This window comes from Chryseobacterium sp. HMWF035, from assembly GCF_003094695.1.
Taxonomy (GTDB): domain Bacteria; phylum Bacteroidota; class Bacteroidia; order Flavobacteriales; family Weeksellaceae; genus Chryseobacterium; species Chryseobacterium gambrini.
The window spans coordinates 82,829-108,218 of the sequence record NZ_QEHP01000139.1 but is presented as its reverse complement, the minus strand read 5'-3'; the positions used below and the strand labels follow the sequence as shown (position 1 = coordinate 108,218).

Genomic DNA, 25,390 nt, shown 5'->3' with positions numbered 1-25,390 from the left:
TTGATTACCAATAAAAACAGATAACTTCTTCTTGCAATTTGTGAACAAAATGCTATACTAAAGTTAGCATTTATATTTTAACAACTAATATGATGGGAGAAGTACAAATATCAGCAAGAGTTAAACCAGAACTGAAAAAGATGTTTGAACAGAAGGCAAAAGGCTATGGCTTGTCTATGAATTGACTTTTTGTAATGTTTATGGAGATGATTATCAATGAAAAGTTAAAGCCTCAACTTTTTCATGATGATGATAATAGGCGAACGCCTGAACTGGAACAAGCACGCCAAGAGGCACTTGAAGAATACTACCGTTGAGAAACCACCAGTTTAGATACTGTTATGAAAAGAAGATGAATTATAGCATAGAATTGAATAAAGAGGTAACAAAATTTTTAGACCATTGTGACAAGCGTATTGCAATTGATTTTCATAAAAAGTCAAAAATTATTGCTGAAAATCCCTACCAATCAAGAAATTTTATTGATAGTACAGCCATGTCCTGAACAAAAAACAACTTTAGGTTAAGGATTGGAAAGTATAGGTTTGTCTATACGATTTTACCTGATAAAACTATTGTATTCTTCTTCAAAGCTGATAGCAGAGGCTGAATCTATAAAGGCTAATTTTAAAATGATATTTTATTGATTTATAAAATTGAAGGTAATTATTGTGTACTGTCTAAAATTGGTAGTCATACAGATTTATTTGATTAAGAATACAAAATGATTGTTAAACCTTGAATAGCATTCCACCCTTGAGAATATCTTGCAGATGCCCTTGGAATGAGAGGATGGTCTCAAGCCCAGTTTGCAGGATTAATTGATATCAGCAGACATGAAATTAATGACCTGATCAAATGAAGAAGAAATATTACACCAAGAATTGCCTCCCGTGTTAGCGAAGCTCTTGATACTTCAGGCACAGTTTGGCTCAATCTCCAAAATATCTATGATCTCTATATGATCGATAAAAACAAAGAAGAAATCAAGCAAAAAGAAATGATAAGAACAAGAGTCAGGGAGCTTGCCTATTCGTAGAAAATTCGTTTTTCTTTTGTATTTTAACCCATGATTGTTATGCTCAGTTATACTGCTCAAACTTTAGATAAAGAGGAACTCCTTTTGGAAGAATCCTTAACATCTCCCGAAAGTCAAGGACTTACAGTACAACAGTTACAAGCAGAAAAAACGAGACTGCAAAGCTATACTGCTAAGAATTTGGATCATACCAAAGAAATAACATTAAAACTTGATGAAGATTTTTTGGAAAACCAAGAGATGTATGCTAATGCAGAACCTCTTAAAAAATACGGAGTACGTTCTGTTTCATCAGGTCGCTCTTCTTTAATTATTTAAAAGAAAATTCCAGATACTATAGGCTGAGACAACTCAATCCCAATGCTTGGGATTACTAAAATTATCCCCTATGTATTCCTTTTTATGATTTTCAGATATCAATGTCCAAAGAACACGCTATTTCAGTAACCAGTCTAAGAACTCAAACAAAAGAAATACTCAACCTTATACACAAGGAATGACCATGCTACATTATCAATCGTAATAGAATTGTTGGGGTCATCATGTCTCCAGAAGACTATTTCCATTATAAAAACCTGAAAGGAGAAGAAGAATCCATAGTTGTACCTACTGCTTTTAATAAAAAGGAAAAAGAGATAGATTTAGATTGTCTCGTCACTACTCAAGAGGCAGAAGATATCAAAGAAGCAATGGAAGAATTTGAAAGAGGCGAATATTTAGAAACTGTAAAAAAACAACTTGGTTACAAAGATAAAGAAAGAACAAAAGGTGAATAAATTTCAACATTGAAACAACAATCTCAGACTTCTATTGATTCTCGTAGTTTTTTCTTTAGTCTGGTAATGTGACACCTGATACAGAATTAATATTTGCAAATCAGGAAGATAGCAAATTATATTGCTCCTGGATATTTTTTCTTTATTGATAGAGACATGATGAATATTCTTTATATAGACGCACAAAATATACATCAGTCGACAAAATAAATGGGTTGGGTCATAGATCGAAAGTCATTTTTTCTCTACACACAGAAAAAATTTAACATTCATAAAGCTAAAATATTTTTTGGTTATGTCTCCCAATATGAAACATTGTATAAACAGCTCCGCTCTCACGGCTATGAGGTAATTTTCAAAGAAACGATGGTTCTTCCTAATGGAGATATTAAAGGTAATGTAGATATTGATATTGCCATACAGGGAGTATTGGATGTGGTAGAATGATGACTTTCCAAAGCCTATCTGGTAAGTGGTGATGGAGATTATAATACACTGGTAGATTTTTGGCGTGAAAGAAATGTATTGGGTAGGGTTTTGATTCCACACAGAGAAAAAGCTTCAAAACTTTTAAAAAAAATCTGCCTGACCCGATGTTCAGGTACTGGAAGATTTGAAATATTTTATAGAAAAGAAAAATCCTACTGTATAAGCAGGACTTTTCGTAGGGGAGAAAGACCATTGCTCTCTGCACCCATCGTGAACAGTTTCATTCTACAGAAAAAAAATAAAAATGCAAGTCTTTTTATGTATTTCTTATCAAATTACTTATAATGAGTGTTTTATAGCAGATCATCAAAAGATTTTTACAATATAATTTAAAAATACCTCTATGCAACAAACTCCCCACTTCAATGCTTCAGAGCTAAAACTCCTCCTTCACAAAAGCCTTGAGAAGCATTTTTCCGAATGAAAAATAAGCCAGGATGATTTTACAAAAAAAGCAAAAACAATCGATGATTTTGATGGTGCTTCTTTGGAAGAGTTCTTTGATGTGTTTCTTACCATTGATAGAGGTAATGACCCAGCCATAACTTTAGAAGAAGTAAAATCCTAAAATCTACCATTCCCGTACCCTAACAAACCTTTATTACATTAGAACTTCATAAAAATATCTCTGAAATTCTAAAAAACTGATACGGAAATCCATATCAGTTTACAAAATTAGTTTGAGGTGTAGATCATGTCCATATTCTCAGAATACAGTTTCAGAAGCAATAAGTTCCAATAACTACGGATGCACAATAGCTAAATCACTTATCATCTAGCTATAAATGACTTTCCGAGATTTGTATTGATCTCAGATTTCAGATCATCGCATTGCCTTGTAAAAATTGCTCTATATGCATTTCTCATATAATCAATAACAAACCTACGTTGATCCTTTACATATTCTTTATGGATACTATAATATTGGTTCAATCCCACAATATCAATCATAATCAGTTCTTTTTCCAAAGTCCAATCAGCAGGAATCATTGAGTTTTGAATGGCGGCTGTCATTGATTCGCCGGCAAATGTAAATCCACATTGACAAGAAATGTGCGTATGATCATGCCATGCTCTGTAAAAATGGTTTATCTGTGGGGAGCCAAAGATTGTATTCTCGCTGCATTCAGTCCATATATGGATCTTACCGGTAGTTTTAAATCGTTCTGTGTAACGTTGCAAAGTTCCTTTAAGATCCTTGGAATCGAAATCATCAGTATCAGTAAGCATAAAAATATCTTTATGCCGATTGTAAAAATCTGAGATCCAATCGTTCAAACGTTCACTGAATGGAGTTGAGTTATTGAGTACGGAAAAGTTTTCGATCAGCTCCTCTCTTTTTATCTTGTTGTTAAGAGCAAAATCGTAACTGTCTGCTAAAGAATTCAGAAATTCTTTTTGAAAATTTGTTTTCATTGGGTGAAAATTTTAAGGTGAAATAGTTTGTGATGGTTTCGTGTAGAGAAACACGTGAAAGAGATACCGCTTTGAAAAGCAGCACCGAACTACCAAAGAAGTGAAGGTAGAAAGAGTAGAATACAAGAATGCCAAAAGACCACAAGTTCAGTCGAAAGACTCCTTGTTACTTAAGATAAAGGCTTCAATAGAAGACTTTGAATATAAAATTTTGCGTCCGGAGAGCTTGTAAAAAGTAATTAAGCTAAGATCACGGTATTTTTGCAAGGTCGTTTTAGAAGAAATCCCCAGCAGTTCCATTGCCTGCTTTTCCGCAATAAAATCAGAATCTTTCTCTTTTTTCTGCTCACTTCTAAGGCGTTCAAGGACATATTTGGTGAGTTTATAGAAGGTCTCCGAATCCGTTTGTATCAGGAACAGCTCTTTTTCAGGATGAGAGTTAAAATAATTCATGATAAAGTGGTAATAGAAATTTTTAGAAAAAAGGAGGCAGGCAATCTACACTGCCTCCGGTTAAACACGTAATTCGTAATTTGAAAATTTAATTACTAGTTACTAATTGACTTAAGGCATCGACCATAACACTTCATACTGATAGCCCAAATGCCTTTGAAATAAAGCATTCCAATACTTCGGAATCATTACAGTTCTATCTTTTGGTGTATTTTTCGGGATCAGTACCTCAATCCGCTGCACCTTTGTAAAGGCACCTTTCATCACCGGATATTCCTTCACCAGTTTCAGATGATCCGTATTTGCCATTTCATTAGCCTGTTCCCAATTAACAGGTGGTGATTTCTCAAAATCGCGTAGGCTAGAAAACTGACATAAGTCCGATAAGAACAAAATTTTACAGTGCTTATACGTTTTGATCTGCTCCGCAATCTGCGGAAGCACTTCCAACACCGCACTTGAATTGGATTTAGTTCCCGAAGAAGATTCAGATAATAAAGTAAGCAGCTTTTTTTGCTGCTCCTTCATCTGCACTTCCTCCCGTTCCTCACGGTCAGATTCCTCCAGTTTACGCTCAGCATCAGTTTTAAAAGTTGAACTTTCAGACACATCAGGGACTTTCCACTCTATCTTGCGATGGTTGACCACAGAAGCCGATTGCGAATAATCCCCGATATACATCACCACAATATCTGTTGAAGGCTCTAGCTCATGATATAAGAATTTTTTAAGCCATTTCTCATTAGCAGCTTTATCCGCATCCGTATAAGCCACACTTGCCGACTGATCCAACGCCACCACCAGTACATTTTCAGCACCGGAAGTTTTAGTTTCATCAGCAGATGCATCTGCTGAAGTTAAAGAGGCTGCCCCCTTTTTGATTTCGTCACAACCTGTCAAAAACAGCAGTGAAGCACACACAAATAACACCAATTTTGTCAGATGGGTTACATTCGTTAAAAAAGATACATTTTTCATTTTTAAAATTGTTTTTATGATTAGATTCAAGATTTGAGATTCACACTTATGGCATCAGATTTTCAGAAATAACCGGTTCAATTGTAACCGCTACCTGTCACCTTCTACCTACTACCTGTTGCCTACTACCTTTTACCTGCTTAATGCACTCCGTTTTGAGAATGGTTATGGTTGGCGGAACGTAAAGGAAAAGGCAATGGATTTTTTTCCTGCATTTCTTTCGCTTTTGGGTGAAGTTTTTCATTTTTTTCATGCAGAAATTTCACTTCCGTTTGGTCAACATTAAAATCTTTTTGTTTTCTTAAAAATTCCAAAATACCATATAGTCTTATAATACGAACCGATTTTAAATAGATATGATGAATGGAAGATTTCTGCGCATAAAACTCCCCATAGATCGCATGAAGCTCCCCTGAAAGCCGTTCGATTTTTTTCCGAAGAGAATAACTGGAAAGAAGCAACTTTCCGATGGCGAACAAAATGGCACTTGCCAGGAGAATAATGAAATTCGATAACGAAATACTGATCACTGTCATCATATCCATGGAGTAATTTTGAAGTTCCGCTTTCTTTTTTTCAAGTTCTGCCTCCTGTTTTGCAATAGATTGTTGAGTTTTCGGATTAACTGTATCCGCAAATTCAGCCTGATCTTTAGCCTTGCGGATGTCTTTCTGGAGAACAGAAATCGTCTCAAGATTACGGTTTCTTTCAGTATTTCTGGCGAACAGGTAGCCTACCGCCACGCTATAACAGAAGATTGCCGCTAAAATCCAAATCATCATTTTGTGTACACGGGCTCCCCTCCACTGTAAAATTTTACCTTCTCTGGCTAAAAATTCTTTCGTGGGACCTGCCATAAGGTATGAAATCAACTTGGATAAAATGAGTGCGGTAGAACCGGAGATCATCCCTTTAAAAGAAACAAAGCTGTAGATCGTGTTTAATGTCGTCCCCATTGAACTGAACTCTACAGCAAGCCCACAAGCCAATAAAATAAATACGAGGGCGATTTCAAAGGGTTTTACATTGGCGAGGAAGAAGTTTTCTTTCACCGGTGTGAGCTTAGAAGCTATATCTTCCGGCATATCCAATTCTATATCGGTGTTGGGATAAGGCGGAATCTTATTGTTTTCAGTCCATTTTTCCGTAAAGTTTCTTTCCTTTTCATTTTGAATGGCAATTAAGGCGTAATCGTAATATATTCCGTAATAATCCGTAAAAGAAGGCCTTTCTGTGGTATAGGTCTGTGTTTTCGGATAGATGGCTTCCGGTACTGAATAAGGAGTGGAAAAAGGAAAGTCTGCGTTTTTAGATTCAATAGCTTTGCTTTCGGAGCCGGTAGCTTTTATATGTTGATGGTAATGATCTTCAATCTTAACCTCAGTCTCAATCTCATTATCAATGCTGTTTCCGGAATCTGTATTGGCAGCGGTAGCAGTGGTGGTATCTTCAATCCCATCTCCATCCTCCATCTTAACCTCATTCTCAACCTTAACCTTATCTCCATACAGTCCCGGATGTTTCTGCACATACTTAAGGGTTTGCGCAGCATCGCTTTGAGATTTTTCTAAGGTTTGTTTTACCAAATCATTTTGCAATCTCACGGATAAGCTCTCATTTTGTAGCTGCTTCAGCGTATTTTCTGATTGCAATACATTACCTTTCAGTTCATTGCTTCGGATCTGGTTGTTTGTCACTGTTTCTTCAGCCAGAGTTCCCCTTTCAAAATCGGCAGCATGGTCGTTGTAGAACTGCTGGTTTTTAAGCCTTGTTTCCTGCAGCTTACGTTCCTGCTCCAGCTCTATATAAGAAGACTGGGCATTAGGAACGACCAATTCCAGATATCTTGCGTAGTTTTGGCTGAGTTCTACCGTTTTGGAATCGTATTCTCCTTTTTGATGATAAAGGCTGTTAAGCATTCCACCGGTGGCACTTTCGTAGATATCAAAAACAGAAGCATTGGAACGAAAAGTATAGCCTTTGGGGAGCATTTTTTTGAGATCTGAGGTCTCGGAATTAATGGTCCGTTCCATGTCATCGATCTGTCGGTCGAGAGGCTGTATAGCTGATTTTTTAGAGAAGCTGGACCAAAGCCTGGTGAAAAAATTAGGTTTCATATATTTCATTTTTAGGGATTATCCTTTTTTTGATAAATAGAAATTAGATATTAAGTTCATCATCCAATTGTTATTTTGTTATATTTCTACACTGTTACATTATTTCTACAGAATTTGGTGGATGGCTTCTTCCAAATGAGCAATTTCTGTCATAATCAAATCTTTCTTATTTCTGATGTCGTCACCTGAAGCAGCATTTTCTCCAAATAAAGGGCCTTCAGCGGGCTGTTCATAAAGATTGGCAAACTCCGTTTTTTTCTGCTGAAGCTTCTTGTATAAAGAAGTTCTCAGCTCATTGTTTCGGCTTTCAATGGCAAAGAGTTCCTTGTGGTTGATCAGCAGTTTTTGGGTTGCAACAGGCAGTGATGCGATAATCACCGAGATAAAGAACGTAGTGTACTTAAATTCGTTGTAGCTTCGCTGCTGCTCAGGAGATAAATGCTCTAAGAGCTGTATCATTCCGCCATATCGATTGAGTGCCGTCTTGTAGGAAATAATCTCTAAGATTTCAGGTTCCATAAAGTAATAGCATAATACGGAACTGGTTATTAGGAAACTGACCAGGGCATAAATTCCCATATAGGCAAAAATGGCTTTAAATCCGTTTCCTGTTTTAGAAGAGGAAATGAAGTACATTCTGTTGATCATCAGAAACACCAATACCCCGAAAAAGAATACTACAACTGAAAGCATAGAATTTTCGGTGTGCAGTCCGATGTAGAAAGAAAGCGATAAGCCATTCTGAACGGCGACCAGCGTTGAAAAGACAGCCAGGGCGACCATTTTACGTTCCTGTGCCATTCCGCCAAAATTGATATTTTCATAGCCGGTAATGTAGGAAACGATCTCGTTTTGTTTGTTGTAAACTGGTGAATTGTCCATAATTTTTAATATTTAAATTGTTAATTCGTAATCAGTTAGTATTATTTAATGCTCAATTTTTAACTTGTAAACGGTTGATTTTAAGCGTAATTCGTAATTAATAATTTTTAATTGGTACTTCATTCATCTTACAGATGCCTCCTTTCACTTATGGAAAAGGATTCTACGAAAGGAGGCGTAAGAGGGACGGTAATAATAATGGTAGAAATTACCGGATCCTGATAGAAAATGGCAGTGTTATATTTTTTATACCGGCAGATGGTACATGATGCCGTTAAGTTCATAACAGATGTTGGCTTGATCGGTTTCCCACCCGAAATCTAACAGACATAAAAGAATATGTTCTATTTCTTCGGTGGTTATGTAGGAGTTTGTATCTAAAATGGTAATAATATCTACTGAAATTTCAATCATTTGCTGATGTTCCGTAAAGCAATATTGTTTTATGGTTTCTGTTAAGTAGCTTCCGAAAGTTGCCGTAAAGCAGCTTGTGAACTTCGAAAACCATTTTTCATACAGGGTATGGTGTATGGTCTCGCCATATCTGTTACGGGTATAGAGATAAATGCTTAAGGATAATGGAAAGGAAACGGAAGTTTTGGAAAACCTTTCGGATAAAAATGCAGGTAGATTTAGTTTCATGTTATTTTGATTTTAATGAGCTACTTTTTCGGGTTTTTAAAAACCTCTGCTTGTAGTGACATGACAAAATTGGGTGAATTCAAAATCCTGTACACTAAGTAGTGATGGTATTCAATATGGTAACTTTTTCTTACTATCACTTACCTTTACGATGTTGTCCGGTTATGAGAAAAACATTCATTTACTTACTATTTTTCATTCACTTACTATCACTTACCATTAAAGGATCGCTTCATAAGAATAGCTTTGGAAAAAAATAAATATGCATACCAACCATCATCAACCCAAAGTAGGACAGTTGATCCTTGCCGTGTCCCTTGGCTACCTTGTGGACCTTTATGACCTTTTACTCTTCAGCAGCGTAAGAACCGTAAGCCTCAAAGAGCTCCATATTACAGGAGATCTGGCAACCGCCTATACCACAAGCCTGTTGAACTGGACCGTCTATGGAATGGTCTTCGGAGGATTTTTATGGGGAATACTGGCCGACAGGCTCGGAAGGCTTAATGTCCTGTTTTTCTCCATTCTTACCTATTCCATAGCTAATATCCTTAATGCCTTTGTCTATGATATTGATCATTACCACTGGCTCAGATTTTTTTCGGGGCTTGGTCTTGCCGGAGAATTGGGTGTAGGCATTACGCTGGTGAGTGAGTTGTTACCCCGCGATAAAAGAACCAAAGCAGGAATGTGGATTACCGGCTTTGGAATGATAGGAGCCGTATTGGCAGGAAGTTTAGCTTATTGGTTTAAGGATGAAATCATTATAGGCCTATCCGGCTGGAGATTTCTCTTTCTCATGGGAGGCATTATGGGGCTCTTGCTCTTATTGATGCGACTGATCAATAAACAGGAATCCCGTCTGTTTTTGCAGTATGAAAGTTCCCTGAGAAATAATCTCCGTCCTTTGTTTACGCCAAAAGTATCTTTCAAATATATATGCTGCGTACTAGCCGGGTTTCCCGTATTCTTTATTATAGGAAACTTTATCACCCTTTCTCCCGAATACGGAAAGATACAGGGGCTTGAAAATATCAATCCCGCCTTAAGTGTGGTTTTCTGCTATTTAGGTGTTTGCGGAGCTGATTTTCTGGCGAACTGGTGTAGCAAACAAATAAAAAGCAGGAAAAAGATCCTTTATTATTTCTTAGGATTCCAGATTATATCCATCACCCTGTATCTGTATTTTCCATCCTTCAATGCTACTGTTTTTTACATTAAAACAGCTCTTTTGGGGATAAGTGCCGGATATTGGGGCGTTTTGATCCTTAATGGTTTGGAACAGTTTGGCACCAATCTGCGTTCTACGGTAGCTACCAGTGTTCCCAATATGATCCGTGGAGCTTTGATCCCGCTGACATGGCTGTTCGCTCAGTTCAGGGCTTATGTTGATCTGACAACAAGCGGAGCAATCGTAGCGGGTATTGCCATTATAACTGCCTTTATTTGTGTGTATTTTTTAAAAGAAACCTTTGAAAATGACCTTTCCTTTAAGGAAGAATAAATTTATTAAAAGATTAAAAAACTAGATGATGGATAGTGGATGGTGTTTAGATGGCTACACCGGTAAATTGATATATTATTACATTGTTACATTAATATTATGAAAACATACACCCTGCAAGTTCAGCTTCGATATTCCGATTTTGATGCTCAGAAAATTGTTAACCACAGTAAAATATGCACCTATATAGAAATGGCATATGTAGAGTTCCTTTCCAAAAAGATCAATACGGACTGGAATTATGATGGTATGCCCCTGGTGCTCAGAAAGGAAACCACCGAGTTTCTGCTTCCGATCCACTCCGGTTCAAAGCCCGAATGTACTGTCAGCGTTCTAAACATCGGAGGGGCAAGCTTTACCTTAGCGGTAAAAGTTATGGATACCGTTACCGGGAAACTCTATGTAACGGCACAACGGGTTTTGGTGGGAGTCAATTTTGAATTTAAAAGGCCGGAAGCACTCAGCCATAAAGTAAAAGAAGCTTTGAAGCAGTTTCAACAGGAGTAACCTTTCAGCAATCGTCCATTGGGTTTAGAATTAGAGATTATCGAAGAAAACAGCTTTTGAGAAATAAGTATAAAGAAATATGGAATACGATACTTGTGAAAATGAAATACCTGATTGTAAGTCTTTCATCTTTGTTCCTTTCTCTTTATTCTGTTAAAAAAGTCCTCATTTATTTGACAATAGCGGGTGTTTTGGATATACTCTTTATATTTATTGATACAGATTAAATAATGAATCCTACAAAATCCTATGTCATTGGAGCCAAGACCCGGCTATGAGAAGAAAAAGCCAACGGAAAAGAAATCCCCCTCTGAAATGCTGACCTTACCATTAAAACAGGCGTTGAGATCATTAGCAGCTTTAATGAAGCCGATGAATATAGCCCGGTGGTAAAAGCAGCCGGTGAGCTGATTAAGCAGTACGGATTAACCTATCAGGATATTGACTGAATATTTTGTAGCAGCACCGGAACTTATGACGTATTGCCCTGATTAGCCCATGTGCTTGGAGCGAGAATGGGACTGGAAAAAGATAAGCTCAGAGTCAATATAGGTTCTGCCTGTTCCTGAGCCATTCATGCCCTCTATTATGCCAACGAAGAAATGAAAAAAAGAAAAGCACAAAGTGGAAAAGACCAGCATTTTTTGATTATTGCCAGTGATTTGCGGTCCAAAATCAAAGATCCTGACACTATGCCCATGTTCAGCGACAGCACCTGAGTGATGCTTATTTCCACCAAGAAGCTGTCCTCAGAAAAACCGGCCTACGAAATAGGAGATATTACGATCAAAAATACGCAGGCTGATGAAAGCAGGCTTCGTGCCATAGAACAGAAACATCATGAAAGATTGACCATGCCTGATGGATCTTCGGTTTATAAATTTGCCGTTAATGCCGGAAAAGAAATCTTCGACGAGCTTGTAAAAACAGCATGAGGCGTGGTCTATTATATTCCGCACAACGCCAATATCAGAATTGCCAATTCTATCGAAAAGCACGTCTGAGATCAGGCTATAGTATGGAAAGAAAGCATTAAGGAGGGAAATCTGGGTGGAGCATCGGTAATCCATGGATTAGAAGGAGTGCTTAACAAAGATGAACATCCGGACAGTATTATTCTGGGAGCATTCTGAGCCAATCTCGAATATGGAGGGGTGGTATTGAAAAAAGCAACAGATGAAGAACATAGTCATGACAAGCTCATGGATCATTTGGAAAGTACACCTGAAAATCAACACAGTATCGCTCCGGATTTATCATTTACAGCCATTAAAAACGGTAAAGTTTGGAAGATTGATCCGGAGACGGGCGGAAAAGAAATCGCCTTACATGAAATCAACGAATCTCTTGTAGGATATGAATATGAAAGCCCGAAATTGTATATTTCTTCTGAGTTAGTGGATTTTTTTACGGCTTTGGTGGGAGATCATAATCCGCACTATCATGAAGATTTTGCACAGCAGACCCAACTGTGAGCGGTTCCTGTACCCTGAGCCTTGCAACAGTCCCTGATCACTAATGAAGCGGTGATCCATCATGCGTTAAGAGTCGAAGGAAGCAACCATATTGTAGTGGGAAGTCATTTTACGTTCAGAAAACCGGTATTGGAAGGAGATCGTATCTGCTACAGGCTTAAGGTAGCTTCTGTCAAACGTGGAATGGTGGAACGGGAAGTTAAGCTCCTTGTAGGAGATCAGGAAAAGGGACGCTGAACATTCCAGTCCTATTATCAGAAAAAAGGATAGAACCTGATTCGTTTTTATCCTAATGACGTACTGTATTTTTTATGGAAATACAGTGTGTTTTTTAATTAACCGAAAAAATAGTATTTTTAATAACAATATAATACCATGAATAGATTTTTATTGATTTTTCTTTTTTCCGTTGTTCACGCATTTGCTCAAAAGCCTTCAGATGATGCATTAAAAAACAAGTCGAAGCAAAAAGGAGCATTTGAAAAATATAATGAGCTGGCATGGAAATATGTCAACAAAGATCCGGATTCTTTATATTACTTTAATGAGCTCTCCAAAAAATATATAGAGAATGAAGAGCAGAAAGGAAAATATATCGTACTGACCGGTGTGGATCAATTCATACAGGGAGACTTTGACAAGGCATCTCAATTGGTGTATCAATCCATGCAGTTGGCTGTAAAGACCAAAGATTATAAAACAATTTCTTCGGGATATGCTATTTTGTCAAAAATTAAGAATATGGAAGGCAATTTTGAAGAAAGTGAGAGATTATCCAAAATTGCATTGGACAATATACTGAAAACAAAAAATAATCCGGCTATTTTGAAAGCCATCATCAATTACGGATCAACCCTCATTCAAAATAATAAATATGAGGAAGGAATTAAATACTATAAGCTGGGCGAACAATACTTTTATAAAGGAAGTGAATATGAGCAGGGAATCTTATTGATGAATTTAGGAAGTACTTTCGTTGTAAAGAAAGAATATCAAAATGCACTGCCCTATTTAGAAAAAAGCGAACAATTGCTGCTCTTAACCAAAGCCGAATCTTTTTACTACAAATGTTATGAGAATTTTAGTGAGGCCTACGTAGGACTTAACAATAAAAGCAAAGCCGAATACTATCTGGCAAAAGCAGCCCAATACTCACCCGGTGAAGCATATATGACCCATATAAACTATATTTATGCCCGGCTGTATTATCAGTTTCGAGACTATAGCAAGGCAAAACATTATTTGCAACAATCTATCGCAACAGATGAAAAACTCAATGCTTCCAATTTAGGAGAGGATTATATTCTGATGGCTGAAATTTTAAATGCTTCAGGCAGCTATACCGATGCTGATGCTTATCTGCATCGCGCCATTTCCATTTTCAAAAAAAACAATGAAGAGGAAAACCTAAAGATCAGTTATGATTTGATTCTTAAGAATTATTTTCAAAAAGAAAATATAAAAGAATACCTCCAATATTATCAGGATCATATACAGCTGGCAACAAAAATAGATAACAGAGCCAATATTTTGGCATTACACGATTTAGATAAAAGATATAAGACCCTCGAGAAGGAATCTAAGATCAAAACTCAGCAGCTTGAAATCCAAAAAGCACAAACCAACAAAAATTATGCATTGGGAGGAATTGCTTTTTTAGCCATGCTACTGGGTGGGTCTTTCTGGTTTTTCAAAAACCGCCAGAAAACCACAAAGCTTGCAACACAAAACACCCTGTTTTCGCTACAGCAAAATATGAGAATCATGGAGCTTCAGAACCTGAACCAGCAGCTTGATTCCCATGATGTTAAGAACCTGTTAGGTGACATGTCCTCTGAAATTCAGGAAAAAGCCCCTGATTCCTACAAAAAGATGATCAAATTTCTTAATATCACCAAAGCCAGCCTCTATCAAGACTCTTTTACCGATCCCGTAGAAAAACAGCTGCAACAGGCAGAAGATTTTTTAAGCCTTCAGCAAAGCAGCCTTGCAGAACCATTACATTACCATATTGAGAATACCCTTAAAGACAACCAAATAGAAATTCCGAGGCTGATGCTCAAAAATCTGGTGGAAAATGCAGTCAAGCATGGAATAAAGGGAAAAGAAGGTGGAGGAAATATTACGGTTTCGCTTACAGAAGACGGACATTTCCTGACCATCATTGTAGATGATACCGGTAAAGGCAGAACATTAAAAACGTTATCAAATAAAGGAATAGGCATTTCTACCTACCAAAATCTATTTGCGACACTCAACCAAAAGAATAAAGAAAATGCCGTATTTGAGATGACCGATAAGAAACAGGGGGTTAAAGTGACCATTACTATTCCGAAAAATTACCAATACAGCTAAACATGGCCTTCAAGTATATTATTGTCGAAGATGATCTGGGCAGTCTAAGAAATTTACAAGCCTCCCTCAGGCAGCATCCGGAAATAGAAGAAAAAGGAATCGCCCACACCTTATCCAAAGGAATTGCCCTTGCGTTGGAGGTTCGTCCCCATATTATTTTCCTAGACGTGCGGCTGGGAGATGAAAAAGGTTTTGACCTGATCCCGGAAGTATATACAGCAGGCTCGGAGCTTCCTTTTATCATTATGACGACAGACTATGAACAGTATGCCAAGAAAGCAGTAAACAGCGGCGTATTTTATTTTCTGGACAAACCCATTGATCCTGATGAGCTGGCGTTGGCTTTGGCAAAATGCCGGCAGCGTTATTCAGAAATCCGTGGACATGTTACTCTAAAGAATGCCGACGGACATTTTTTTATGAATACTGAAGAAATCTGCTACATCCAATCCGATGACAACTATTGTGAAATCCACAAAAAAGACGGAAAGATGATCGTTATGTCAAAAACACTCAAAGACATCGAAAAAATCCTTCCGGCAGCATTTATCCGAATTCACAGAAGCTATATTATCAATACAGCCCTCGTACAGATGTTCAGCACCTCCAAACGGAAAGTCAAAATATACAGGAACAATTCACAAGGAGATAACGATATTGAACTTCCTGTAGGAGAACAGTATTTTGAGAAAGTCAAAACCATTCTTTTACAATAGAGTAGAAGAACCAAAAGAATCAAGAACAAAAGAGCCAAGAGTCAAGAAACACCAGCTCGATGAAACCAATCAAGAACCAAAAGCAAAGAATAAATAAAGGGAAAAAATAAAAGATTCACATTCAAAAATTACTGTTTACCCATCAGATTCACCGATATACCCGAAATATCCTTCGCTCTACTCATTTGACTTTAATATACTGAAAAACAGTGGTTTGATGTTGTATTTTTGAAAAAATACAATTCAAATCCATTGATCATGTCAATTTTCAGCCTACAGGACATCCATTCCGTGATGGAACATGAAAAGCAGCTCGCTTCTCATTATGATAAGGTAGCCTATATTAAAAGCTGCTACAACGATGTTCTTAACCACAGCCTTTTTTCCTATTTTAAAGACGATTATCTGTTTCATGCAGCCTATTATCTGGATCAAGACCATACTTTTCATGATATCGTTGATTTTGCAATTCCGAAACACATAAAAAATGTACAGGTAATCATTAAGAGCATCCATAAGGGTATTGAGAGCATCAAGCACGGAGAACAGGTTGTCACCTTTACAGAGCTGATGTGCCAGACCCGAAAGCAGGTATTGTGCCTGTTCAAGGGAAATTCGCCCGATACTCCTGTCGGTAATCTGCTGCTCTTTCAGGATTTAGCTTCCGGAATGGAAGAAGCCGTATTGGGAATTTCAGCTTTCTTTTCCGGCAAGAGGCTGACTATAGATTATCTGGTGGGCTGCTATCAGGAAATTGCCGATAGCGTAAGCACCGGCTGCTACATCTACTTTATCCGTCCTTTTACTCATTTTGAGCATTACAACGGCGTGTTCAGCATCATCACACGACGCAGGCTTTCTGAAGATGAAACCATAGAGCTGGGTGCGATGTGGACAAAGATTTTATCTGATACCGTGATCATAGAAGTAGAAAAAAAAGCCAAGATAGAAGAGCAGAATGCCATTTTTGAAGAACATACGCATACCTGGAACGCAGATCTTACCTCCCTATATCAACATCTGGACGTTATCGACAAACGCTTTATCCCCAAATCAGGCACTGATGACACTTCGGGAATTCGCTCCCATATTGATTATGCATTGGAAAAAGCCGGTGTTTTGAGAAAAATTATTCATTTTAACCTGTTTTTAATGAAAGTACAGAAGTATCCAAGCCGGGATACAACACAACATTCTCCGGAAGCCGAACCTCATGATGAAACAGAATCTGACAAGCTTTCTTCCCAAAATCAAATGCTTATTGATGCCCATGCTCCCGAAGTTATATCGATCAAGTATATTGTAAAAGAGGCGCTGCAAACCCTAAAATCCGTTACCAACAGCCATCGTCTGGTGGATGATCATTATGAAAAAAAATACAGAATCATCGAAAAGCTCGAAAAGGAAGCCGAAAAATTTCCTGATCTCCCATTATTGGCAATCCCCATCGGGGTGTATATTATTATTTTGGATCTGCTCAAAAATGCCCTGTACCATACGGATTTCGACAACCCGAATTATGCTGTTGAAATCAGTTTTCAGGTTGAACATACAACGGCATTCTTTCATGTGATCAACTCAGGGAAGCTGCCCAAAAAAGTATTGGGTTATATTAATAATGATGAACCATTCTCAAAGAGCAAATTCCGGAGAAAAGGTGGCATAAGAACCATTAAACGCATATTGGAGTGCCGTCTCTTTGCTCCCCACCAGCCTTGGGATATTCATGCAAGAAACCTTTCTAAAGATGAACATACCGATATTTATCTCAGTATTCCCATAAATAATGGAACAAAGTAGCAATTTACCAATACAAGATGCAAGACGCAAGCCCCCTAACCCCCAAAGGGGGAAATAAAAATCCAAAGCTAAATCTAAAAACTAAACTCTGACAACCAACAACTTTAAACCTTAAACTAAAAATATGATCAAAGTTTTAATTATCGACGACGAGCCGGAAGGCTTACAATCTGCAATGGCAGGGCTTCTTCCCCTTCCTCCGAAACAATATGGCGACCCTGATATTGAAAGCAGGGTCATCTTGGCTCATGAAATATTTGAGATCAGAAAAGCCGAAAGCATCTCAAAGGCTTTGGAGATCATGGATGAGTTTACCCCTGATCTGGTCATTATTGACATTGAGATCAAAAGCGGCAGAAAATCAAAGCCGGACGGCTACATTATCGAAAACGGGATCGATCTGTACCGTTTTATAGACAGGAAATATAATGAAACAGAAAAGATTTTATTCTCAAATTACGGAGATGTTCCCGCCTATATGACCGGCTTAAGCATAGATGAGCGGATGAATTTTGTCTCTAAAGCCAAAGAATCCGGATATATAATTTTAGCCAGCCGTATTGGGGAGTATCTCAAAAGAATATCCATCAGACTTATTTCCGGATTACAGCCGGATGTCAAAAATACCTTTTTCAAAACTCTTGAAAATAATGATTGGGAAGGAATTGAATATTCAATTATTCAAAAGCAGCCCCGAATGCTCAGAAGCAGACACCTTGTACTTTTTGCCTCTTATCCCGTCTATAGTAATCACAAAGCAGTTCTTCAGTTTGAAAATCCTTTTGAAGAACTCGAGCGTTTATTGGTACTGCATAAAGACGGTAAGTCTTCAGGGAAAAACAGGGCGGAATGGGACAGTCCGGTTATATGTAATATGGTGGATCATCTCTATGAACATAAGGAAAAATATTTTCCGATCCTGAATACACTTACCGAGAATATCATTAAAGCACATATCGAATATACCGAAAAAGCTCCCAAAGACCGTCTGAAGGAAAGGATGGAATACCGGCTGTTGGATTATATCAAAAGAAAGCAGGATCATACGAATGAACGGTTTTTAAAAAAGTTCCTTAATGCTTTGGCGGTAAGAAGAAGCATCATATTTTTTGAATCTTTTATGCGGGAAAATATCGACACGTTTCTGCTCAGCCCGAGAGGCAGCATGGCTGGTTTTATCAATAAAATGCCCAATGAAATTATGCAGTCTGCCAAACAGATCGCCAATGATATTGACAACACAGATGGCGGATTTACCACAGAAGGAGCCAGTCTGAACATGGGTTTTAAAATCTCCGGAAATGAAGATATAAGACAGTCTGCCGATATCGGCAATTATGTGATCCATGATTTTGAACGGCAATGGCTCTGCTCTTCCCGACATCAGGAACTCTATACTTTACTCAGAAATAAAATACAGGCACCTCCTGATTACAACCAATAACAATACACTTTCCTATGGACTTATTAAATCATAAAAACATGCGTCAATTTAAAGTTGCAGTGATAGGACTTGGCAATCAGAATCTATCTGACCATATTCCTTCTATACTGGATAATGAAAACTGTATTCTGGATTCTCTATGCGATATTAATGAAGATAAGCTGAAAGTTATATCCTCTACTTACAAGGTCTCTGGATTTACTAACATTAAAGAGCTATTACAGCTCAGAAAGCCTGATTTTGCTATTGTTGCTGTTCCTCATTCTGAATATTTAGGGATCATACAACAGCTTGCTCAGGCCAAAGTTCATATTCTTAAGGAAAAGCCTTTTGCATCATCTATTACAGAAGCACAGCAAATAGATAACAGCATAATCGGTAATGGCGTTAAAATGCAAATTTCGGTACAAAGAAGATTTAATCCTGTTTATTCTACATTTTTACAGCTGTCACGCAGAATAGGACGCATATATTCCATTGAAGCAAGATATACGATGAATATCGAAAATTTATCTTTCGATTGGAGAGCTAAGAAATCTTTGTCCGGCGGGGGGGCAATCATTGATATGGGATACCATTTTATAGACGTACTGATATGGTTTTTCGGGTTGCCGGATGAAATATTTACAAGAATTTCTTACAGCAATAAAGAGGGGCAAACCTACGATGTGGAAGATACTGCATTTATTAATTTCACCTATCATACTACTTCCAAAAAGAAAATACTGGGGTCTCTGATTCTTTCAAGAGTATATCCTGAAAAAGAAGAAACCATCAATATTATAGGGACAAAAGGAAGTATTCATTTAAAAAATGGGGTTATAAAAATAATAAACAAACAGGGAGAAGTGCAGGATGAATTTTTAAAAGCAGGTAAATGGCATCTCGCCCCCAATGAGCAATTGGAGGATTTTATACAATTATTGGAAGACCCTGTAAAACCATCTCCCCATACTCAGCATTTTCAGCATATGGCTTTTATGGAAGCAGCCTATCAATCTTCCGAATTACAACAAAGTATCAATCCTAAAGAACTAATCCCTGAAGAATTATGGAAAAATTAGCTATTCATGGTGGAAAATCTGCCATTGATTTAAAAATGCCTCATTATATATGGCCGATAATAGATAAATCCGATATCGTTGCTGTAACAAACCAGCTACAGGAAACAGTATCCATCTATGATAATTCCGGAGTGTTCAAAGAATTTGAAAAGAAATGGAAAGACCTTCACGGTGCTGATTTCGCTTTACTTACCAATTCCGGGACATCCGCATTATTCTCATTATTTGTAGGAGTAGGACTGAAAGAATCCGATGAAATTATCTGTCCGAACTATACTTTTTTTGCGACCATTACCACAGCCCTTACTTTAGGAGCTGTTCCTGTATTTTGTGACTGTGATGAAAATGGAAATATCAATCCGGAATACATTGAAGGTTTAATAACCCGGAAAACAAAAGCTGTAGTTATTACTCATATATGGGGTGTTCCCTGTCAGATGGATAAAATAGTTGCCATCTGTAAACAATACCATCTTCATTTAATTGAGGACTGCTCACATGCTCATGGTGCAAAATATAAGGGACAATTGGTTGGAACCTTTGGTATTGGGGCTGCATGGAGCCTGCAGGGACAGAAAATCATCACCGGAGGTGAAGGAGGAATTTTAACTACCAGTTCAGAAGAAGTATATTACCGCGCCCTTTTATTGGGGCATTACAATAAAAGATGCAGACAGGAAATTCCTCAGGATCATCCCTTATACGCGTATGCATCAACAGGTTTTGGGCATAAATTCCGGGCGCATCCGCTGGCAGTATCTTTGGCCATGAATCAATTAAGTAAATTGGACTGCTTTTTAATGGTAAAAAGAAAATATGCCCGGTTCTTAATCAAAGAATTGGCAGGTTTTCCTTTTCTGCAACTGCCACAATGCAATGATGGAGATCCCAGCTGGTATGCGTTTGTGATGCGCTTTGACCCGCAAAAATCAAATGGGTTCACACGGCAGCAGTTTATTGAGTTGCTGCATTCTGAAGGATTAAAAGAAGTAGAAATTCCGAATTCTACATGTCCTTTAGCTGATCTTCCCCTTTTTAATACTGACGATCGGCTTGACCTGCCCTGGGAAATCAGTAGAAATAATCAATCAAAACAGTCATTTGTAAATTCCGCTTTATTTTATTCCCAGGCAATAAAAATACCGGTTTGGGCAAGAGAAGAAGATAACATTGTAGTTGAAAAATACGTGAAGGGGATAAAAAAGGTATCACAATATATTTTAGATTTTAAAGCATAATACAATGGAAGAATTAATAAAAACCCTTTTGGTTAAGGCACAGCACGACGGAGTTGAAAAATTAGTTGTCGGGGGTGTGATCTGTATGGAAAATAAAGTTTTGCTTCTTAGGAGATGTCCTGATGAATACCTTTCAGGCTTAGTTGAGCTTCCAAGTGGGAAAGTTGATCAGGGAGAAGAACTGCTTCAGGCATTGGCAAGAGAAATTAAGGAAGAAACCAATCTTGAACTCATTGCTGTGGAGTCGTATATAGGAAGTTTTGATTATCATTCAGGTTCCGGAAAAAAATCCCGTCAGTTCAATTTTAAAATCAAGACTGACGGCAATATAAAAATCAACCCTGAGGAACATGACGAATATGGCTTTTATTCTGTGAATGAAATAAACGGTTCATCATTAAATATTTCAGAATTCACAAAAAAAATAATTCTACAATCGATGCCGGCATAAATAAATCGTGTGCCGTCAATCGGTACAGACAATGGGGGAAATATCTTCTCATGTCATATGAGAAAAAAATAATTTACCAACCTTAAAATAAAATTACTTATGAAAAAAACAACACTTTTTACACTCCTGACGAGCTTAATTTTAGGATTCTTAATGACAGGATGTCAGCCGGATGATAGTATTGATCCTATAGCTGATCAAAACAATCAAACCTCTTCTAAAATAGTAACAGAAAAGTATATTCAAAAAGAAATTGTACCTATTGTACAAAATTTTCTGAATGCTCAGTATGACTATTTGATTGGTAAAGACAATTATCCTCAGTGGAATACACTCGGTGGAGGTGATATTTTGAAAAAAGACATTGATAATTATATGTCCTTTTTACAAAAAGATTACACTACCATTACATCCTATACCAGTAAGGTACAATGGCAATCCGGAGAAATTATTCCGGGAAGAATAGGTTCTTTCAAACAGTCTGGTGATATTCTTATCATCTATAATATTCTTGATTCTTATACAATGAATTATCATTCTACAGAAAACGGAGTTATTGATGATACTGAAAGTAGCGGAGGAATACCTTACAATGAAATAACTTTAAAGTTTACCAATGGGGTTTGGAAAATTGAATCATGGATAGAAAAAGGTAATTTTGGCACATACTCTCGTTGGTATGTGGAACAACCAATTATTCAGGATGTACTGCCTGTTATAGAAAGCAATACGAGTGCTAAAGTCTTAACAACATACAATCGGACGGCAGCAAAAGATTATGCATATACATATGTTTTTTCTCCCAGTTCAAACTATCCGGATTATACTGGCCATGGTGGAGATTGTACCAATTTTGTGTCACAATGCTTACAATCGGGAGGATGGACTCAAGTATCTTCAGGAACTAATAAATGGTTTCATCTGTCAGGCTATACTTCCCCTCCTGCATCAGGAACTCACAGAAGCCCAAGTTGGACGGGTGCAGACTATTTAAAAAATTATATAGCCAATTCAGGCAGAATAGTTCTAGCTTCTTATCCTCTTTCTTCTATGGAGATTGGAGATGTGGTACATTTATTATCCGAAGGGAAAGCCTATCATTCTATGTTAGTGACAAAAAAAACGGGTAGTGGCAATTCAGCCAAAGTCTATGTAACCTATAGAAATGCCACTTCGTATAGTCCTGCTAAGGATGCCCTATTAACGGGATATCCTGAATCAAACATGATAAAATATAAAATCGCTAATAGCTAAGTATCTAAAAATAAATAATAATACATTTTTCTAAAAACTTGTATATTTCTCTTGTTAATAATTGAAGTATGCGATTTATAGAATTAACAGAAGAAGAGAGTATATTGGTTGAAAATCTATATAAAAATTCAGATAGCTCAGTGGTCAGAGAACGGTGTATGTTTTTGAGGCTTTCTGCACAAAAAAAGTCAATGATGGAGATTTCCAGAATTATGGAGGTAGGAAGATTGCGTGTGACCTTATTTTTTAATGCATGGGAACAAGCAGAAAACTTATCCGAAAAACAGAAAACATTAAGCATAAAAACAGGAAGAGGTGCTAAATTGAAATTAGATCCCGTCAAAGATATTTTACCTGATTTGGTAAAGGAAAACAGCCGTAATCTGAATGTGGTTTTGAATATTTTGGAAAGAGAGCATGAAATAAAAATAACAAAGCCTACCTTGAGAAATTTTTTAAAATAGTCGCGGCTATAAATGGAAAAGATGTAGGAAATCCTTGAAGAAAAAACGCTGTCAGCTTACTTTTTCAAAAGCCCAAAAGGAAATAGAGGAATTATCAAAACTCAATGCTGATCAATACATTGATATGTATTATGGTGATGCAAGTCATTTCGGATTAGTTCCCAATGTTCCCTATGCATGGCAAAGCAAAGATGATCCTGTTTTATTACCTTCAATCCGGGGGAAAAGCACCAGTGTTTTTGGTTTGATGAATACTTTGGGAGATTTGGTTTATGATTTTTTTGACAAGACCATCAACTCAGAAATGCTGATTGTTTTTTTTGACAGATTTGCGCAGACAATAGTCAAAAAAACAGTGGTTGTTTTAGACAATTCTTCTTTACATACGAGCAAAAAATTCAAAGAAAAAATCAAAGAGTGGAAAGAATTGGATTTGCTGATTTATTTTATTCCGCCTTATTCACCAGAACTCAATAAAATTGAAATCTTATGGAGATTTGTAAAATATAAGTGGCTGAAATTTGATGCTTATGCTTCTTTTGAAAATCTAAAAGCCAGCTTAAAGGACGTATTAGATAATTTCGGAAAGAAATGTATTATTAATTTTTAGCAAGTACTTAATTACCCATATTTAGAATAAAAATTCTCCCTAATTTTTTTAGAGAGAACGTATTTATTATTGCTTTATCATCGTATATTCCATAGCGGGTACTCGTGGCTGGTCTGGCAAATTATCATTAGGATTATTGGTTACTCTCCCATTAGATCCCAATACTTTTACTTTTATAGTTGTTGGATTTATATATCGAAAAACTACGCGGCTATTTATTAAACCACTTATATCTGGATCGTCAAAAGAACTTTTGATTCTAAATTCTCCAGGGCCACAATTATTACATTTGGGAAGTTGTAAGCTAGTAAGAAAAGTAGCTCCTGAAATCATATGAAAACTTTCATCAATAGTACCATCTATTTTAAAAATTAGGTTTGTCGGTGTAACGCTCTTACTTTGAATTTCAATTAAAGTATCTTTGGAAGCATCTTTAATGACAATTTCATTGTAGTCTTTGCACGAAACTATAGATAAAATTCCTATTAAATAAAATGTTTTCATCATTGTAATGCTTATAAAACCGAAGAAATTTTCTGGGATTTAAAAAATAAAAGCTATCTCGCCCTCTTACAATTTAGAAATTTACATAGATTGTTATCTTCAAGATAACTAACCCTTGATGAAATAAATTCAATATTATTCTGTTGTAAATTATGAAAATTTCTATATTTTATAATATCATTAATAAAGTTTTTAATAATCTTATCGTCGATTTGATCAATGTTATTTTTATTAAAATTTTTTATACCCAATAAATATACATCTGTATATTCTTGTTTGGTTGAAAAAATGATTGGAACTTTTTCATGTACTTTCATAAAAATGTCACTACTTGTAATGAATATTATTAGTGGTCTTGACTGACTATAACTTGAATTAATATATTGGTAAGTAGAGTATTCTCTATTATCAATATTCTTTACATAATCAGTAGTTTCACATTTTATATTCTGTGAAAAAATATATATTGAAAGAAATAAAAAAATTAGAATAAGATGTTTTCTCATATTTGTTAATTTAAAATCCATATATCAATATACGAAATATCCCCGTCAAAGAAATGACAATTAGCTTTGCAGGTTCCATTTGGATAAAGAATATCTGCGTGACCAGAAGCCCAAGTGCTATTTTGTGGGGAAACCATAGAAAATATACCTTTTTTATTTTTGATTAAGTTAGGGAAATTTTTTCCATTATTTCCACCATCTAATTTTGTTAAATTAATATGTTTAGGGTTGTTAGGTGAAACTCCAAAGGTTTTTCTCATCCATGCATTTAATGCCTTGGCATTTAAAAAATAATATTTTCCATCTGCTCCTTTTAGGGTTTTACCCGGAATATTAGGTATTATAACACCTGAATAATTTAATGCTCTTGAAACTTTTAAAGCGCATCCATTAACTGTTTGAGCAGGATAATCTATTTGGGCTTGAGCAACTGCTCCTCCAACAACTCCATACAATTGAGCTGAATTTTCATGCGGATATGCTGCGTAAAAGGCGTTCCAACTTGGCAATGCTTGAGCAGGAAAAGATAAATTCGGATCTTCCCAATAATTTTCATCATAAAAGAAATCTTGTCCTTCATTTTGTCCCATAAACCAGTTCTGAAACTGTTCCCAATTTGTTGTAGGATTTTGTGCGAAAAAATGCAATGTAAACTTCACAAAATTCTGCACTTCCTAATCTGAAATATACCATTTTGAAGAGATTG

Annotated in this window: 26 protein-coding genes and 1 pseudogene; 19 read left to right on the top strand and 8 right to left on the bottom strand. The window is 36.7% G+C overall.

The genetic code is table 11. The features are described from left to right. Positions 1–1,069: 1,069 nt before the first annotated feature. From DD829_RS21490 to DD829_RS21480, 3 genes are all read left to right on the top strand, one after another. On the top strand, positions 1,070–1,357 hold the full coding sequence (locus DD829_RS21490) for a hypothetical protein (protein ID WP_123906959.1): 288 nt from the start codon (positions 1,070–1,072) through the stop codon (positions 1,355–1,357). 224 nt (positions 1,358–1,581) lie between these two features. Next, complete coding sequence (locus DD829_RS21485) at positions 1,582–1,815, top strand: hypothetical protein (RefSeq protein WP_108410588.1); 234 nt, start codon at positions 1,582–1,584, stop codon at positions 1,813–1,815. A 210-nt stretch (positions 1,816–2,025) separates the two neighbouring features. Beyond that, on the top strand, positions 2,026–2,262 hold the full coding sequence (locus DD829_RS21480; RefSeq protein WP_108410589.1) for a hypothetical protein: 237 nt from the start codon (positions 2,026–2,028) through the stop codon (positions 2,260–2,262). Between the two features lie 813 nt (positions 2,263–3,075). Here the strand turns inward: DD829_RS21480 and DD829_RS21475 are convergent. The 6 genes from DD829_RS21475 to DD829_RS21450 form a co-directional block, all read right to left on the bottom strand. Further along, complete coding sequence (locus DD829_RS21475) at positions 3,076–3,720, bottom strand: hypothetical protein (protein ID WP_108409879.1); 645 nt, start codon at positions 3,718–3,720, stop codon at positions 3,076–3,078. Positions 3,721–3,867: 147 nt separating this feature from the next. Further along, the gene (locus DD829_RS21470) at positions 3,868–4,173 is read right to left on the bottom strand and encodes a helix-turn-helix domain-containing protein (protein ID WP_108409878.1); all 306 of its coding nucleotides are present in this window, start codon (positions 4,171–4,173) and stop codon (positions 3,868–3,870) included. Between the two features lie 111 nt (positions 4,174–4,284). After that, on the bottom strand, positions 4,285–5,151 hold the full coding sequence (locus DD829_RS21465; protein ID WP_108409877.1) for a hypothetical protein: 867 nt from the start codon (positions 5,149–5,151) through the stop codon (positions 4,285–4,287). A gap of 140 nt (positions 5,152–5,291) precedes the next feature. Beyond that, entirely contained in the window at positions 5,292–7,268 is a 1,977-nt protein-coding gene (locus DD829_RS21460) for a hypothetical protein (protein WP_123906958.1), read from the bottom strand. 105 nt (positions 7,269–7,373) lie between these two features. After that, positions 7,374–8,150: a hypothetical protein gene (locus tag DD829_RS21455; protein WP_108409875.1), complete on the bottom strand. Its 777-nt coding sequence runs from the start codon at positions 8,148–8,150 to the stop codon at positions 7,374–7,376. A gap of 246 nt (positions 8,151–8,396) precedes the next feature. Continuing rightward, entirely contained in the window at positions 8,397–8,792 is a 396-nt protein-coding gene (locus tag DD829_RS21450; protein ID WP_108409874.1) for a hypothetical protein, read from the bottom strand. Positions 8,793–9,054: 262 nt separating this feature from the next. On the opposite strand from DD829_RS21450, the gene DD829_RS21445 reads away from it, so the two are divergent. The 16 genes and pseudogenes from DD829_RS21445 to DD829_RS21375 all read left to right on the top strand — a co-directional run. Further along, the gene (locus DD829_RS21445; RefSeq protein ID WP_108409873.1) at positions 9,055–10,296 is read left to right on the top strand and encodes an MFS transporter; all 1,242 of its coding nucleotides are present in this window, start codon (positions 9,055–9,057) and stop codon (positions 10,294–10,296) included. A gap of 99 nt (positions 10,297–10,395) precedes the next feature. Continuing rightward, positions 10,396–10,803 (top strand): acyl-CoA thioesterase, encoded by a 408-nt coding sequence (locus tag DD829_RS21440; RefSeq protein ID WP_108409872.1) that lies wholly within the window; start codon positions 10,396–10,398, stop codon positions 10,801–10,803. A gap of 255 nt (positions 10,804–11,058) precedes the next feature. Then, a complete protein-coding gene (locus DD829_RS23875) occupies positions 11,059–11,196 on the top strand; it encodes a hypothetical protein (RefSeq protein ID WP_165796622.1) in 138 nt (45 codons plus the stop codon). A 329-nt stretch (positions 11,197–11,525) separates the two neighbouring features. Then, complete coding sequence (locus DD829_RS21435; protein ID WP_108409871.1) at positions 11,526–11,738, top strand: hypothetical protein; 213 nt, start codon at positions 11,526–11,528, stop codon at positions 11,736–11,738. Positions 11,739–11,963: 225 nt separating this feature from the next. Then, a complete protein-coding gene (locus tag DD829_RS21430; protein ID WP_108409870.1) occupies positions 11,964–12,278 on the top strand; it encodes a hypothetical protein in 315 nt (104 codons plus the stop codon). Between the two features lie 21 nt (positions 12,279–12,299). Further along, positions 12,300–12,515, top strand: a complete 216-nt coding sequence (locus tag DD829_RS21425; RefSeq protein ID WP_123906957.1) for a hotdog fold domain-containing protein — start codon at positions 12,300–12,302, stop codon at positions 12,513–12,515. Positions 12,516–12,653: 138 nt separating this feature from the next. Continuing rightward, on the top strand, positions 12,654–14,633 hold the full coding sequence (locus DD829_RS21420) for an ATP-binding protein (RefSeq protein WP_108409868.1): 1,980 nt from the start codon (positions 12,654–12,656) through the stop codon (positions 14,631–14,633). A 2-nt stretch (positions 14,634–14,635) separates the two neighbouring features. Beyond that, a complete protein-coding gene (locus DD829_RS21415) occupies positions 14,636–15,349 on the top strand; it encodes a LytR/AlgR family response regulator transcription factor (protein ID WP_108409867.1) in 714 nt (237 codons plus the stop codon). Between the two features lie 258 nt (positions 15,350–15,607). Beyond that, complete coding sequence (locus DD829_RS21410) at positions 15,608–17,149, top strand: hypothetical protein (RefSeq protein WP_108409866.1); 1,542 nt, start codon at positions 15,608–15,610, stop codon at positions 17,147–17,149. A 124-nt stretch (positions 17,150–17,273) separates the two neighbouring features. Next, positions 17,274–18,593 (top strand): response regulator, encoded by a 1,320-nt coding sequence (locus DD829_RS21405; RefSeq protein WP_108409865.1) that lies wholly within the window; start codon positions 17,274–17,276, stop codon positions 18,591–18,593. 14 nt (positions 18,594–18,607) lie between these two features. After that, the gene (locus tag DD829_RS21400; protein WP_108409864.1) at positions 18,608–19,657 is read left to right on the top strand and encodes a Gfo/Idh/MocA family protein; all 1,050 of its coding nucleotides are present in this window, start codon (positions 18,608–18,610) and stop codon (positions 19,655–19,657) included. Next, entirely contained in the window at positions 19,645–20,895 is a 1,251-nt protein-coding gene (locus tag DD829_RS21395; protein WP_108409863.1) for a DegT/DnrJ/EryC1/StrS family aminotransferase, read from the top strand. The genes DD829_RS21400 and DD829_RS21395 overlap by 13 nt, the downstream gene beginning before the upstream one ends. Positions 20,896–20,899: 4 nt before the next feature. Continuing rightward, positions 20,900–21,346 carry an NUDIX hydrolase gene (locus tag DD829_RS21390; protein WP_116548130.1) on the top strand — a complete coding sequence of 149 codons (447 nt, stop codon included), beginning with the start codon at positions 20,900–20,902 and terminating at the stop codon, positions 21,344–21,346. Positions 21,347–21,445: 99 nt separating this feature from the next. Continuing rightward, positions 21,446–22,600 (top strand): amidase domain-containing protein, encoded by a 1,155-nt coding sequence (locus DD829_RS21385; protein WP_108410415.1) that lies wholly within the window; start codon positions 21,446–21,448, stop codon positions 22,598–22,600. A 68-nt stretch (positions 22,601–22,668) separates the two neighbouring features. After that, positions 22,669–23,064, top strand: a complete 396-nt coding sequence (locus DD829_RS21380; protein WP_123906956.1) for a hypothetical protein — start codon at positions 22,669–22,671, stop codon at positions 23,062–23,064. Between the two features lie 16 nt (positions 23,065–23,080). Continuing rightward, positions 23,081–23,674, top strand: a pseudogene (locus DD829_RS21375) (IS630 family transposase); the annotation flags it as partial. Between the two features lie 66 nt (positions 23,675–23,740). Here the strand turns inward: DD829_RS21375 and DD829_RS21370 are convergent. Then, positions 23,741–24,181 (bottom strand): DUF6705 family protein, encoded by a 441-nt coding sequence (locus tag DD829_RS21370; RefSeq protein ID WP_108411027.1) that lies wholly within the window; start codon positions 24,179–24,181, stop codon positions 23,741–23,743. Between the two features lie 508 nt (positions 24,182–24,689). Then, positions 24,690–25,274, bottom strand: coding sequence for a T6SS effector amidase Tae4 family protein (locus DD829_RS21360; protein ID WP_123906955.1), 585 nt, complete (start codon positions 25,272–25,274; stop codon positions 24,690–24,692). Between the last annotated feature and the right edge of the window lie 116 nt (positions 25,275–25,390).